Origin of the sequence: Bacillus sp. MMSF_3353 (assembly GCF_030733445.1) — a bacterium.
Lineage (GTDB): Bacteria > Bacillota > Bacilli > Bacillales > Bacillaceae_G > Bacillus_A > Bacillus_A wiedmannii.
The window spans coordinates 205,753-220,083 of record NZ_JASHJA010000003.1 but is presented as its reverse complement, the minus strand read 5'-3'; the positions used below and the strand labels follow the sequence as shown (position 1 = coordinate 220,083).

Genomic DNA, 14,331 nt, shown 5'->3' with positions numbered 1-14,331 from the left:
GCATACTACAACTCATTTTCTTTACGCTTATGCGTTAATTTTATAATCTGTTTTTCTGTAAAATACGTTAATAAATGCGCATGGCATGTAAAGAAGATGACTTGTCTATCTTTCGCAATTTCCTTTATTAGTTCAATTGTACGATTCGTCCTTACCGCATCAAAATGCACGAAACTATCATCAATAATGAACGGATAATCATGCTCAAATGTTTTCGCTAATGCAAATCGTAACGATAAATATAACTGCTCTGCTGTCGCTTGGCTTAGTTCATGACTGTAAAAACGCATACCGTCATTACGCTCAACGATGAACGGTTCTGCCTCTGACGGTGAAAAGATTTTACTATATCGTCCGCCTGTTAAATAGACGAAATACTCTTCTGATTTTTGTAAAATACGCGGAAGATGTACTTCATGATAATATTGCTTCGTTTTCGTTAATACTGTCTTTGCGGCCGCATAAGCAGCCCACTTCTTCACTTGTTCACGCACTTGCGCTTTTTTCATTTCCCATTCGTGCAGTAAATCACCGTACGTACTACCTTCTTCTAAATTCGCGATTTCCATACGATGTTTCGCAATACGCTCTGTCAGTTCTTTCTCTTTCATAAGACAATTTTGCGCAGCTGTCAGTTCTTGCTTTAATTTTTCATCATAACCGTCAGCCTCATAATGTTCAGCTAATGATAAACTCGTTAAACGCTGTTCTAACAGATCAATTTGCGGTAATAAACGCCCGACTTGCTGCGCAGCATCTTCACGTTTTTCTGCCAGTTTACCTGCTTCTAAAAACATCTCTTCATCTGTAGAATGTGCGATATGCCATAAACTATCTCGTTCTACTAACAGTTGTTTTAATTGCTCTTGCATGAACTCATATTCTTCTTGCCATTCCACAAGCTTCTCTTTTAACTGCTTACAAGTTTGGCGCTTTTCTTTCTCATTTTGCATACGGCTTTGCGCCTCGTGCAGCTTACTATATTCCACACTACCGATAACAGTTTCTAGTTTATGTTCAAATTGCGAAATCATTTCATATAATGAAGATTTCCGCTCACTTTGTTTCTCTAACTCGCGATATAATTGCTGCATTTTTTCCATACGCTCAAACGCCGGCAATATGTGTGCATACGTATAAAATTCAGGGAACATATAGCGCACTTTATACACATTTACTTGTTCGCTAATGCGGAACGTTTCTCTCTCCCATTCCTCATACGATGAAACGACTTTATCATAAGCTCGCTCCATTTGCTGTAACTTATACGACTCACGCTCAAATAATTTACGTATCTCTTCATCTTTTTCTAATTGATAACGAACTGACATTGCTTCTTCACTTTGTCTCCCACCAGCACTTTGCTGAAGAGTAAGAAGCTCTTCTTGTAATCCACTTGACGGATCTTTATATAAAACGAGGGCAAGAACAATCCCTACAAAAACAATGACACTAATAAATAAGAGCGGGCGGTTGTCTATAAATAAGCTTGTGAATAAAACGACTGTGTTAATAAGAAGTAACAGAAGACAAACTCTTTGCCACTGTTTTTTCTTTTGCACTGCCGCTCCTGCCTTCTCTTCATACTTGCGCTTCATTCTCTCTGCGCCCATACCGATAAACGCCGCATCTTGGAATGACTTTTCTTTCTCAACTAGCGTATTTCGTTCTTCATCCGCTAACATTTGGTGCTTAACCTGTCTTATGTTTTCTTCTTGTTCTTCTAATTGCTCCTGCGCTACTTTGAAACGATCGTCAAGCTGTACTTTTTGCGTTTCTAGTTCGCGCGCCTTTTGCACCGTTTGCGTAATTAACTCTTTCGTTGCCAAACTCATATCAAACGAAAGAACTGTTTCTTTTTCAAAAGTAGCACCAATTTGTTGCTCTAATTCTGTCAGTTCTTCTTTTATATTCGTAATCGTTCCTGTTATATCACGCATTTCTTGGCGTGCATTTTCGTAAGACATATGCTGCATACGAAGTTCTTCTACATAACTTTCTTTTTGTAAAAACTCTTCATCTATTTGAATCGATTCAATTTCCGTTTGCACAGTCTCTGTTTTCTTATGGAGTGAATCCACTTGTAATTGAAGCGGCTCCATCTTCGCCTTAATCGCTTCATAGCGCGCCATCCCGTTTACAGGAAATTGTCCGCCCTCGTTTTCTAACACTTTCTCATGCGCACGCTTTTCAATAACGAGAGGCTCAAGCACAGCTAATATTTCATAATCTTGCTTTCGCTTTTCTGCACTCTCTTTTTCCACGCGAACAAAAGCTAGCTGCTCTTCACTTTCTTTTAACTGCTCCACTTGCTTTTCATACGTGCCAATTTTCCCTTGCCACTCTTTCATCTTCTCTTCAAGCTTCTTCATCTCTTGTAGTGACACATTAATTTCTGGTTTACGCCCACTCGGCTTAAAACGCTGATCCATTTCTTTTTCTAGCTTTTTATCTAGTTGTAATAACGCATCGCTTCCGACTGCGCTTGCTGAAAATAAATAATTTCCGATATCCGCTTCGCCGAGCTGATGAATATTTTGAAGGCCGTGCATATCAAATGAAAAGACAGATTCAAATAAACTTTCATTCATCCCGCTTAATATATCGTGTAAAATTTCCTCGTTGCCCGTTTTCCCGTCTTCAAAATAAACGGTCACCTCACCAGCTGCCGTCTTTGGCAACCGTTCAATTTTCAAACGGCCGTACTTCTCTGTTTGCACAGTCATCGCACCGCCATACTTGCCGCCTTCTTTCGGCTCATAACGGCGCTGTCCTCTCGTTGGAAAACCGAATAAAATACTTTTCATAAATGAGCGAATTGTCGATTTCCCCGCTTCATTTTCACCGTATAACACTGTCAGCATTGACAGATCCATTTCCACATTTTCTAATTTTCCGTACCCATAAATATGGAGTTTTTCAATTCTCATTTCTTATCCCTCTCTTGCTGGAATAATTGCTCTAAAATAATATTTTCTGCTTCCTTTTGAATCTCTTTCTTCTCTTCTTCTGTAAAAGATTCAATACTATTACGCGCTACAGGAGATGTCCAAATACTGCGCAATACGCCGTCCATATTAGTGAAAGCTTCTAACTCTTTCAGCACACTACCGACGAAATGGTTTTCCTCTTTCAAACGCTCGATTTCCGCAAAAGAAACCGTCTCATTTTTCCACTTCATCGCATATACGAAGTCTTTTCGCTCTTCGCCAGCTGCTAAAATATGAAAGATCTCTTCCACACGCTTTTCATCACGTAAATAAGGAGAAAGTGGGCCTTGTCCTGTAAATATGACAGTAAGTAGCGTCCCTTCCTCTTCTCTTCGGCACTCATTCATCGCACTCGATGCGCTCGTCATAAGTTCATCAACAGTTTCAAGTCCATCAATATTCACTTCTATCTCGTCCCACACAACATCCGCCGTATGGAAAAATGAACAGTGCGTTCCTTGTTTCGTAAGTTCAATCAGGTATGCACCCTTCTCTCCTGTTTCCTTACGATGACGTCCTTGTATATTACCTGGATAAATAATGCACGGCTCTTCTGATAAAATTTCACGTTTATGTATATGACCAAGAGCCCAATAATCAAACTGCTTTTCTTTCAGCTCACGAATTTGAAACGGTGCATAGCGATTATGCTCTGCATCTCCTTCCACACTTCCGTGAAGCATACCAATATGAAAAGGCGCATCACTCATTTTCGTAAACTGCGCTGTCATATTATCCGTTACCGCTTGCTGCAAATAACTAAACCCGTAAATAGAAGCTAACAACTCACCATTTTTATAAAATGATTTCTCTTCTACATAAGGCTCCGTAAACACATGAACATTTTCCGGAAACTCAATTGCTGCCCAGCTTCCCCCTAAATGATCGTGGTTACCGTGAATAATAAAAATAGGGATATCATACTGCGACAGTCTCTTCATTTGCTCGCGCACAAACACTTGCGCTCTCAAACTTCTCGTCTCCACATCATACAAATCCCCGGCTAGTAATACGAAATCAACGCGCTCTTGAATCGCTTTATCAACAATACGCTCGAACGATTCAAACGTACTCTGCTTCATTCTCTCCCAAACAGACTGCGGTACATTCATCCCCATCCCTTTAAACGGACTATCCAAATGCAAATCAGCCGCATGTATAAACTTCACTTGTTTCACAAATAACGATCCTTTCTATATTTCAAAAGTTTCATTTTATCCGCATGAACACAAACACTACATGCTCAATTGGTGAAAACTAGTAATAAGCAGGAAATAAAAAACTCCCCACTGATTAAAGTTTCACTTTACCCCGTATTAACGGGCAGTAGGCAAAGAAGCCAATCTGAAAGTAAACTGCCCATAAATACCCGATTGGTTCAACTAATAACTAGTGGGGATGAAAAGACTCCCCACTAGTTAAAGTTTCACTTTATTGTAACACGCAATGTCATATATTTCTTTGCATATTCTAGCGATTTATGCCAAAATAGTTATAAGATTCTGATTTTTATTATTGGAGGGAATTTTCATGGGAGTATACGTTCTAACAGTCTTTGAAAAAGATGGTTCTAAAGCATTAGACGAATCATTCGAGGCGGCAACTGAAAAAGAAGCGAAAGCAAAAGGTGAATCTATTTTACAAGAAAAAGGATTGTATGAAAAAACACATCGCTGCACATCTTCTGCAGGTAAGCTCGTTTTATTCCAGCGCTAAAAAAAGAAGCGTCATCCGCTTCTTTTTCACTCTACTATATCTTCGTCACACCACGTAAACACCACATCTAGAATGCGATTACCGATACGTACGCGCTTATTCCATTTTCCTGTTTGGATCTGATGTTGCAATTCTGCTTTCATCTTTTCCGTCCAGTCGTGAATCGTTTCACTACCGTTGTACGGATATACGCTCGGAAACTCTTCCTGCAGTAGATGCAAGCTCTCTGCATCAAAATGAAAATGGAAGAAGTAGTTTGCTGTAAGCGATGGTTCTTGCAATCGTAAAAAATGATCATCAACTTGCTTTCTATTCCTATAGAAAGTAAAGATATTCACTTTACCGCTCGTAATTTGGTCAATTTGAATTTCGTGCTTCTCTATAATCACGTCTTGCCCACCTCGTTATATACTATCCTTAGTATATATGTCTTTTGCAACAAAGTTAACCATTTTCGCGCGAAATTCATTTCCTTCATTATATTACCTGTACCTCCAAGTACAATCAGAACAAATAAAAACAAAGTTGAAGGGGAGCGATCACATGTATTTCGGAAGCAAAGGTTGGTATGTAAAAGAACTTAAAAAATTAGGTATTCGTACTTACGAAGGTAAAAAACTAGAATCATATCGTACGCATGTGTTATCTAGTTTACTTGAGAGAATGAAGAAGGCTTCGGCTTAATAGATGTAGGAAGCAGCTGCGGTTGCTTCCTTTTTATTTACTAAATAAAAAGAAAATCATTATACCTTAACTTTTTAACTTTACCGTTATACTTCCTTGATAGAAACCGCCCATTATCAACTGAATCTCTAGTACCAAATACTCTTCCAGATAATCCTTTGTATATATTTTAAATTCTCCATACTTATTAACTCGTCCGCTTCCAACATACATATCACTACTTGTTATGACAATTGTTGAATGAGGTTCTGCACGGCCCAATATACGATTATTACTATAGTCCAAAGCATCCACATTTATTTTTTGATGAATATTATTAACTGAATCTCTACATTTATTTTCACACAAATTAACATTGCTTTCTTCTGCCCTTGAAAGTGCTCGATTCCTGCTAGTCTTTTCTGAAGAGAAGGCAACATTCCCCAGCCAACTAAACCTATCAAATATAGTAATAGGTAGAAACATCTACGTTAACTCCCCCATTCTTCCAATACTTCCTTCTCATTTTTTTATCAACTACAGTCTTTTAATGAGCTTACAGCAATACGCTTTATGTTGGGATAAAAGAAAACAGCTTTGATTTTCCATTCAATTTCGCACTGTTAATTTGTACAGAACACATAGAATACTGGTTTTCACCCCAGATGTAATGACAACACTACACAAAAGAAACCACGGTCCATTAAATGTAAATCCACCTTCAAATATATTAATAATAATTATGTTGCCAATTATTAAGAGAATCCATGAAATGGAATACTGTTTTCCATTTGTAATATATAAAATTTCATCCTCATAACAGACTGTAATTCCCCCACCTTGCCAAACACCAATAGCGAAAGAAATAAGCGTAACTGCCAGTAACTCTGCTTGTAAATCCCTAGTCATTGGTTGCGGCGCCGTATAAGTAATAATCCCTATCATCATGAGAAAAGTTATAATATCTATCCAGTTTAATTTTCTTTGTTTGCTTTGCAGCCAAATAAAGAAAATTAATACAGGAATTAAAAGCAAAGTTTCCATTTACTTATTCTTCTTCCTTTCCTACATTAGAAACGTCTATAATTGTAATGCAATTAGATTGTTCTTAAATCTCTCATACTTTCTGAAGCATAACATGAGAAAGAAATAAAAAAATCGTACAAAAGGGCAAGCCTATAATGTACGATTGGGCATATATAATGTTTTAAAAATGAATTAACTTCCTTTCAATAGATACAGCTACTGCTTCTGACCGTGAATTAACACCTAATTTATTGTATATATTTGTTAAATATGCTTTTACCGTTCGCTCAGCTATTCCCATATCAAATGCAATTTCTTTATTCTTATATCCGCGCGCAATAGCTTTCAGCACAAACAATTCTTTAACCGTTAAGTTATTTTCTGCAACCTTATCAGCATGTACTTCTTTCCTTTTATACTTCACTATCTTTTCCATAATATTTGGTTGTAGTAAAATCTCACCTCGAATAGCCGCTTCCAATGTTCGAAACAAATTCTCTCGATCCGTATCTTTTAGCAAATATCCTTTTGCCCCTAACTCAATTCCCTTTAACATTAATTCATCTTCGTTATAAGTAGTTAATATAATAATCGGCGTATGATTTTGTTTTTCATTCAAAGCCTCAATTGTTTCTAAACCACTCATTTTAGGCATATTCAAATCCATTAAAATGACATCAGGTTTCTTCTTTTCTATGAAAGAAAGGGCTTCTTCTCCGTTTGCAGCCTCACCTATAATTTGAAATGAATCACTCGTTTCTATTATTAATTTCAGACCTTCTCTTACAACGAAATGATCATCTATAATTAATACGTTATGCTTCATGGCTATCTCCTTCTTTACTTATAGGCACTTGAATATACACTTTCGTACCTTTCATCTTTTCACTCAGTATATGTATTTCTCCCTTAATCAATCGAACACGCTCATTTAGACCAATTAAACCATAATGTCCAGGATTCTTACCGATATATCTAGTGTCAAAACCAATTCCATTATCTTCAATTTCAATAGTAAGTTTTTCAAGATCATCGATATATTCAACATTTAAATTTACATCTGCTGCCTGTGAATGTTTTGCGATATTTGTTAAACATTCACTAATTACATATAAGCAGTGCTCTTTTACTACGCTTGAAATATACGGTGGACTTTGGATAGTAAATCTCACATGTATAGACGTAGCTTCAGAAAAACGTTGAACCTCTTCTTTTACTGCTCCATTAAATGAATTAGTAGTATGACGCAAATCATCAATAACCAACCTTGCATCATGTAAAGTTTGTCTCGCTCTTATCATAGTTTGTTTCATAATCTCTTGAGATCGTCCTGTATTCCCTTTTTGCATATGGGCATCTATCGCTTCCAATTGCATAATTAAGCTTGCTAAACCTTGCGCTAACGTATCATGTAAATCTCTTGCCATACGCTGCCTTTCATTAGCTAATGTCAATTCTTCCACTCTCATATATGCAGACTCTAACTCTTGAATATAGCTCTGTATACGATTACGTGCATCAAATTGCTGCTTATTAATATAAGAAAAAGGAATAATAATTGCTAACACTAAAAGAAACATAGAGATAAGAATAGCTAATTTATTCACACCATAATTGATACTAATTGCAGCACAAAATATTGCATACATAAGAGTAAAAACTGCCATTACTTTAAATATATTGTTATAAACATATAAACTTTGGGCGATTAAAATAGGAGTTAATCCAACAAAAATCGCTATCGAAGCATTTGTTGCAATAAACGCAGCCAAAAAAACAATGAAAAGTTGTACAAAAAAGAAGTACAACAATTGCCTATTTTTTAATGAACTCGCATACCAATGAAAAATAGTATGAATAACAATGACTATTGTAAAGAAAAAACTATCCATAGAGAAAATATTATTACGAAATTCTAAAAGTATTGAAGCTATATATACGAGTGTAATCCATAAAATAATAAACCTTCTTGGTATAAATACTACTTCCAATACATTTGTATCCAAATCTATATTTAAACTTATTTTTTTCATATTTGACCTCCACCATTACATTATACAAGATGCAACTTACATTTTGATAAAGTGAAGCCTTTTACATATAGCCCGACTCCCACAAATAGCGGGATAAGTCACTTATTCCTCTTCATCCTCATTACCAAATAAAAATATGAATTATTTTATATAGAAATACATTGATGTTTATGTAAGATTATTATTCAGAAATCCATACAATGCTACATAATTAATGTATATTTTAAAAGTTTGCACAATCAAAATCTCCTCAAAGTATAAACGACGACTTTCTGTTCCCTTTTATTTAGTGCTAATGAAATAATTATTTAAACTGAAAATGCTATAATAAACCCAATCAAACTAAGGGGGCACATTTATCTTGCACGGAAAACACATTCAATTTCACAAGTTTGGTAACCCAAAAGATGTATTACAAGTTGAATATAAAAATATAGAACCATTAAAAGATAATGAAGTTTTAGTTCGTATGTTAGTTAGACCGATTAATCCATCTGACTTAATTCCAGTAACCGGAGCGTACGCACATAGAATCCCTTTACCTAACATACCTGGTTATGAAGGTGTTGGCATTGTAGAAGATGTTGGCTCTTTCGTTTCTAGAGACCTTATCGGTAAACGTGTTTTACCGTTACGCGGAGATGGTACCTGGCAAGAGTTCGTTACAACATCAGCTGACTTTGTAGTCCCTATCCCTGATTCTATCGATGATTTTACAGCGGCACAAATGTATATTAATCCTCTTACGGCGTGGGTTACTTGTACAGAAACGTTAAACTTACAGCGTAATGACGTTTTATTAGTGAACGCTTGTGGGTCCGCTATTGGTCATCTTTTCGCGCAGTTATCACAAATTTTAAACTTCCGATTAATTGCTGTTACAAGAAATAATAAGCATACAGAAGAATTACTACGCCTTGGTGCTGAGTATGTAATTGATACCTCCACTGCCCCGCTTTATGAAACAGTTATGGAATTAACAAACGGGCTCGGTGCAGATGCTGCGATTGACTCTATCGGAGGACCAGATGGAAATGAATTAGCTTTTTCCTTACGTCCAAACGGGCACTTTTTAACAATTGGTCTTCTATCAGGAATACAAGTGAACTGGGCAGAGATTGTCACGAAAGCAAAAGTGCACGCGAACATATTTCATTTACGAAATTGGAATAAAGAAGTATCACCATATAAATGGCAAGAAACGTTTCGTCACTTAATTCGCTTAGTGGAAAACAAACAATTACATTTTATGAAAGTCCATTCTACGTATGACTTAGCAGATGTGAAAAGTGCGGTTGATGTTGTGCAGTCTGCTGAGAAAACGAAAGGGAAAGTGTTTTTGACGAGCTATTAAATGCAATTGAAGGATCTATTTTGATTGATTTTTTCAAAATAGATTTTTTTATGTCTTATAAACCCTATTTTAGTATCCCATTTCAACTACCTAAAAAATAACATTGTCAACCGAACTTAAATTGGTTATCATAAAAACGAATATAACAGGAGATGAGCAGATGAATATGAACGAAAAGAAATCTTTTTCAAAAGTTTCTCGGCGGAAATTAGTCGATGAAGTGTTGGAACGTCTACAAGAGAAAATCTTTTCTGGCGAGTATGAAGTTGGTGATCGCCTCCCTACAGAGCCGCAGTTAATGGAAGAGTTAGGGGTAGGACGTTCAACACTGCGAGAAAGCATAAAGATATTAGTACATGCTGGCATATTAGAAGTTCGACAAGGACAAGGTACTCGTATTGTCTCACTCAATACAACGCAAGATTCATTTGAAAAACGACTGCAAGCAGCTAATATAAATCATGTGTATGAAGCACGAAATATGTTAGATAAAGAAGTGGCGATGTTAGCGGCACAGCGCCGAAGCGACGAGGATCTTTTATACTTGAAAGGACATTTGAATAAAAGAAAACATGCCCTTCAAGAAGGAAATTATGTAGCATACATAGATGCAGACATTCAGTTTCATCTAGCCATTGCAAAGGCGAGTAAAAACGAAGTTCTACTTGATTTGTATCAATCTTTCGTACCTACCCTTCGCCACATTTTAAGCCAATTCATATTAAATACAGTGGACTATGAAGATAACTCTGACATTCATGAAAAGTTATTCCAAGCTATTTTTAAACAAAATGCAGAAGAGGCACGAACATACGCCGTTCAAAATTTGGAGCTGAAATAAGCTCCTTATCTATTACACACAAACATCAGATGATATACCGAATAACATCTGATGTTTAAGAGAGGAGAAAATGAAATTGAAACATCAAGAACGAACTTATTTATATATACTAGCACTATTTTTTGTTTCTATTAATTTACGTATCGGAATTACATCTGTTTCACCTGTATTAGAAACAATCCGACAAGACTTAAATATAAGCAATTTTTCCGTTAGCTTTTTAACAGCTATTCCTGTTTTTTGTATGGGGACATTCGCCTTACTGACTGGGAAGGTAATTAAAAAATACGGGGCCGAAAAATCAATTATGGCTTGTCTTATTTTAATTGGCTTGGCAACATGTATGAGAGCTTTTACCTTTTCTATTTCCACATTATTCACAAGCTCTTTATTTATCGGTATTGGAATTGCACTTGCAGGCCCGTTACTATCAGGGTTTATTAAAGAAAAATTCCCTACGAAAATCGGCTTAATGATTGGCATATATTCAGTAGGTATGGGAACTGGTGCTTCTTTAAGTGCAGGGTTAACGATTCCTTTACAACATGTATTAAAAGACGATTGGAATATGGCACTCGCTTTTTGGGGTGTACTTACTATTATCGCTATTATGTTTTGGTATCCCGTTATGAAACGAAAAAAGAATACGAGTACACAAAATAAAAAGAATAATAGCTTACCTTTAAGAAATAAAAAAGCATGGTTGTTCACAATCTTTTTCGGGATACAATCAGGAATCTTTTATTCCATTACGACTTGGCTTGCGCCGGCAAATCAAAGTATGGGTGTGAGTAGCGAACAAGCGGGGACTCTTATAACTGTTTTTACAGTGATTCAAATGATATGCAGCTTTTTAATTCCAACATTAGCGGATATTTATAAAAACAGAGCACTTTGGTTATTAGGGAGTATATGCTTTGTACTCGTAGGTTTATCGCTTATGATTTACCCATTAACCACACCATGGGTCCCTTCTATTTTACTAGGTATCGGGCTTGGCGGCGTATTTCCACTCGCTCTTATGCTACCGCTATATGAAACAAAAACTTCAGAAGATGCGAGTGCATGGACTGCTATGATGCAATCAGGAGGATATATTATGGGCGGATTCATTCCTGTCCTAGCAGGAATCGCTCGTGACTATTTTAATAGTTATACGCAAGTTTTTATTATAATGGCACTTTTAAGCTTCATTTTATTCCTATTAACTTTAGTCATGAATAAAAGGAAAAGAAATGCAGAAGATCTTGTCTCCGCTTAAATTTAAAATGTTAATATATGGTATAATTTAATTAAAAAGCGAAAGGAGCTTCTAACATGTGGCTAATTTCGGCAATTTGGCCTGTTATACTAGTCGGGGGAATTGTAGTATTTGTAATAAAAAGATTGGAACATAAATATAAGCACGGCAAATTGGGTAAGAAAAAATCAAATGAGGCTCAAATTTTATTAGACAGTTTAATACCTATAGGAATGCTCGTTGGCTGTATAATCGGTTTGATTTTCGGCATGTTTTTCCCGGACTTCTCACTGCTTTCCATTAGTTTAGGGTCTGGAATAGGCTATTTATTTGGTTATTTCGCCTATGAAATTTATAGCAAGACAGGAAATAATTTTTCATAATCCAAAAGAAATAAGTGAGGACAGTACATAGTAGTCATATACAATATGTACTGTCCTTTATTTTTGCATCAACGTTATCACCTTACCTTCCACATCCTATACACCTTTTTTATTGATTTTCCTCTCCTCCCTCTTTTGTATATCCGCTTTTTTATTTTCATTGGATCTATACCCATAGTAAAGTAGAGCACATGTAATAACTGAACCTACAATATATCCTAAAAAACATCCTAACCAAAACATAATGTAACCCCCTCTATTCATTATAAATTTTATGTAATACAACTCTTTACATGCTCAATCGTTTATTTCTATAAACTATACACCCTCTAAAGTTATTCATACCATTATTTCTCTCCTTACCTCAAATAACAATTTTATTATAAAGTTAACACTCTCGTTAAACATATATAAAGATTGTTGTATTTCTTACTTTTCTCCTTGAAAACAATATATACTACATTTGAAATAAGCAGGTACGTCTGCTTATTATCTAAATTCCCGTGCAATACCCCCTCACGAAATGCTAGGAGCAATCCTAGCATTTTTTACAATAACGTTTTACTTATTTTAAACATATGTACAGTATAGTTTTTTTTCAGCTTATCCCTTAAGCTGTTATATCATTTTAGCGAGCCAGTACATTCGCCATCAACTCTTATTCATTTTAACTGTAGTCATGAAACAAAAAAATCCCCTCAAAGCATGAACTTCAAGGGGGAGCCTGTTTTTTATTTACTTATATACGTACAGCTGTACCACTTACAGCAACCATTAACATTCCATCACGAACAACTTCGTAATCTACGTCAATACCAACGATAGCGTTCGCACCTTTTTGTTTTGCAAGTTCTTTCATTTCATCCATTGCGATATCACGAGCTTCTTTTAGCTTGCTTTCGTAAGAACCAGCACGACCACCGACAACATCACGAACGGAAGCGAATAAGTCGCGGACAATATTTGCACCCATAATAGCTTCACCATTTACAATATCGATATACTCAATAATTTCTTTACCTTGAATTCCAGACGTTGTTGTTACAATCATGACTGACACTCTCCTAATATGTTGTAGTTTTTTAATGCGCTTTCTTATGTCTTTATTATGACACAGAAAAAGTATCTAATCTATTGAATTACCTTACAGGAGTGTGACAATTTTGTAAGAATGAAACGGCTATTATTTAATAAACCGCTTTTACGTTAGGATACATAAACGATTTTCTATTTTCTTTCCAATCCTTTTCCACTTCTTTAAAGGTTGGTCGCCCTAATTCTTCATTGTTTTCCTGTTTACTAAACCATTTCTTCACATACTGCTCTCCATTTTTATTTTGAACCGTACAAAGGAAACTATTACTACTATCCTTTAATATTTTTACAATCACGAAAAGACACCCCTTCTCTCTTAAACTTGATCTTTTACTATAAGCCCTTCCTCTCTTATAGTCATACGACTCCTCGGCCGTGCCAAAGTTGTAAGATCAAAAACGATATTCATTATGTTTAAATATGTGACGTACATATTATTTAAAGAAATCAGAGTTATACGCATTATGCTTATCAAATATTTTATAGATTTCTAACTTATCATCTAATTTTGCATCTACTAAAATTAATATATTTCCATCGTAAATGTATTCTTCATATTTCTTAGCATGTTCTTCGGGAATTCCTAATCCGATAAATGCTCCTATTAAACTTCCAGCTCCTCCGCCAATACCGGCTCCTCCAATAGCTGCTGCGATAGGTCCCGCTGCTACGATTGGACCCATTCCAGAAACGGCAAGTATACCAAGACCTGTTAATAAACCACCGAGTCCGCCTGCTACTCCTCCTGCCACAAGCCCTGTCGCTGAAAAGATATCCGCTTTATGTGCAGTTTCATGATTCACTTTTTCACCCGATTTTTCTTCCAGATGTTCAATTTCCTTTTGATCCTTCGCAATAGCTGAAATATTATCCGCCGAGTATCCTTTATCATTTAATTCATTAATAACGAACGCCGCATCATCAATTGTTCTAAAAACACCTACTATTTTTCTATCTACATCCATAACTATTAACCTCCTAAAGTTTTAT

Annotated in this window: 17 protein-coding genes; 6 read left to right on the top strand and 11 right to left on the bottom strand. The window is 35.9% G+C overall.

The window, feature by feature from the left end; all coding sequences use genetic code 11:
* Positions 1–5: 5 nt before the first annotated feature.
* Both RBB48_RS09190 and RBB48_RS09185 read right to left on the bottom strand, forming a co-directional pair.
* On the bottom strand, positions 6–2,930 hold the full coding sequence (locus tag RBB48_RS09190) for an ATP-binding protein (protein ID WP_306007567.1): 2,925 nt from the start codon (positions 2,928–2,930) through the stop codon (positions 6–8).
* The gene (locus RBB48_RS09185; RefSeq protein WP_306007566.1) at positions 2,927–4,168 is read right to left on the bottom strand and encodes a metallophosphoesterase family protein; all 1,242 of its coding nucleotides are present in this window, start codon (positions 4,166–4,168) and stop codon (positions 2,927–2,929) included. Before RBB48_RS09185 ends, RBB48_RS09190 begins: the two co-directional genes overlap by 4 nt.
* Positions 4,169–4,520: 352 nt before the next feature.
* Between RBB48_RS09185 and RBB48_RS09180 the strand changes: the two genes are divergently transcribed.
* Positions 4,521–4,706 carry a YhzD family protein gene (locus tag RBB48_RS09180; protein WP_000539551.1) on the top strand — a complete coding sequence of 62 codons (186 nt, stop codon included), beginning with the start codon at positions 4,521–4,523 and terminating at the stop codon, positions 4,704–4,706.
* A gap of 26 nt (positions 4,707–4,732) precedes the next feature.
* Here the strand turns inward: RBB48_RS09180 and RBB48_RS09175 are convergent, their stop codons facing one another.
* Positions 4,733–5,095: a hypothetical protein gene (locus RBB48_RS09175; RefSeq protein ID WP_000582797.1), complete on the bottom strand. Its 363-nt coding sequence runs from the start codon at positions 5,093–5,095 to the stop codon at positions 4,733–4,735.
* 154 nt (positions 5,096–5,249) lie between these two features.
* Here RBB48_RS09175 and RBB48_RS09170 point away from each other — a divergent pair, with 154 nt between their 5' ends.
* Positions 5,250–5,390 (top strand): YflJ family protein, encoded by a 141-nt coding sequence (locus RBB48_RS09170; protein WP_000273536.1) that lies wholly within the window; start codon positions 5,250–5,252, stop codon positions 5,388–5,390.
* Positions 5,391–5,456: 66 nt separating this feature from the next.
* Here RBB48_RS09170 and RBB48_RS09165 read toward each other — a convergent pair whose 3' ends face one another.
* The 4 genes from RBB48_RS09165 to RBB48_RS09150 all read right to left on the bottom strand — a co-directional run bounded on the left by RBB48_RS09165 (position 5,457) and on the right by RBB48_RS09150 (position 8,428).
* A complete protein-coding gene (locus RBB48_RS09165; protein WP_306007565.1) occupies positions 5,457–5,855 on the bottom strand; it encodes a hypothetical protein in 399 nt (132 codons plus the stop codon).
* Between the two features lie 123 nt (positions 5,856–5,978).
* Positions 5,979–6,413 carry a hypothetical protein gene (locus tag RBB48_RS09160; RefSeq protein ID WP_002064089.1) on the bottom strand — a complete coding sequence of 145 codons (435 nt, stop codon included), beginning with the start codon at positions 6,411–6,413 and terminating at the stop codon, positions 5,979–5,981.
* Between the two features lie 163 nt (positions 6,414–6,576).
* Entirely contained in the window at positions 6,577–7,221 is a 645-nt protein-coding gene (locus RBB48_RS09155) for a response regulator (protein ID WP_098857791.1), read from the bottom strand.
* The gene (locus RBB48_RS09150; protein ID WP_098857792.1) at positions 7,211–8,428 is read right to left on the bottom strand and encodes a sensor histidine kinase; all 1,218 of its coding nucleotides are present in this window, start codon (positions 8,426–8,428) and stop codon (positions 7,211–7,213) included. Before RBB48_RS09150 ends, RBB48_RS09155 begins: the two co-directional genes overlap by 11 nt.
* Positions 8,429–8,789: 361 nt before the next feature.
* On the opposite strand from RBB48_RS09150, the gene RBB48_RS09145 reads away from it, so the two are divergent.
* The 4 genes from RBB48_RS09145 (at position 8,790) to RBB48_RS09130 (ending at position 12,246) form a co-directional block, all read left to right on the top strand.
* Positions 8,790–9,782, top strand: coding sequence for a zinc-dependent alcohol dehydrogenase family protein (locus tag RBB48_RS09145; protein ID WP_306007564.1), 993 nt, complete (start codon positions 8,790–8,792; stop codon positions 9,780–9,782).
* A 160-nt stretch (positions 9,783–9,942) separates the two neighbouring features.
* Positions 9,943–10,623, top strand: coding sequence for a FadR/GntR family transcriptional regulator (locus RBB48_RS09140; RefSeq protein WP_306007563.1), 681 nt, complete (start codon positions 9,943–9,945; stop codon positions 10,621–10,623).
* A gap of 70 nt (positions 10,624–10,693) precedes the next feature.
* A complete protein-coding gene (locus tag RBB48_RS09135) occupies positions 10,694–11,884 on the top strand; it encodes an MFS transporter (protein ID WP_199695135.1) in 1,191 nt (396 codons plus the stop codon).
* Between the two features lie 56 nt (positions 11,885–11,940).
* Positions 11,941–12,246, top strand: coding sequence for a hypothetical protein (locus RBB48_RS09130; protein WP_097906875.1), 306 nt, complete (start codon positions 11,941–11,943; stop codon positions 12,244–12,246).
* A gap of 96 nt (positions 12,247–12,342) precedes the next feature.
* Here the strand turns inward: RBB48_RS09130 and RBB48_RS09125 are convergent, their stop codons facing one another.
* The 4 genes from RBB48_RS09125 to RBB48_RS09110 all read right to left on the bottom strand — a co-directional run bounded on the left by RBB48_RS09125 (position 12,343) and on the right by RBB48_RS09110 (position 14,306).
* Positions 12,343–12,489, bottom strand: a complete 147-nt coding sequence (locus tag RBB48_RS09125; RefSeq protein ID WP_000498635.1) for a hypothetical protein — start codon at positions 12,487–12,489, stop codon at positions 12,343–12,345.
* 496 nt (positions 12,490–12,985) lie between these two features.
* Complete coding sequence (locus RBB48_RS09120) at positions 12,986–13,297, bottom strand: YbjQ family protein (RefSeq protein ID WP_000637510.1); 312 nt, start codon at positions 13,295–13,297, stop codon at positions 12,986–12,988.
* Positions 13,298–13,433: 136 nt separating this feature from the next.
* Positions 13,434–13,637 carry a DUF4028 family protein gene (locus tag RBB48_RS09115; protein ID WP_088062281.1) on the bottom strand — a complete coding sequence of 68 codons (204 nt, stop codon included), beginning with the start codon at positions 13,635–13,637 and terminating at the stop codon, positions 13,434–13,436.
* Between the two features lie 138 nt (positions 13,638–13,775).
* A complete protein-coding gene (locus RBB48_RS09110) occupies positions 13,776–14,306 on the bottom strand; it encodes a general stress protein (protein WP_088062279.1) in 531 nt (176 codons plus the stop codon).
* Between the last annotated feature and the right edge of the window lie 25 nt (positions 14,307–14,331).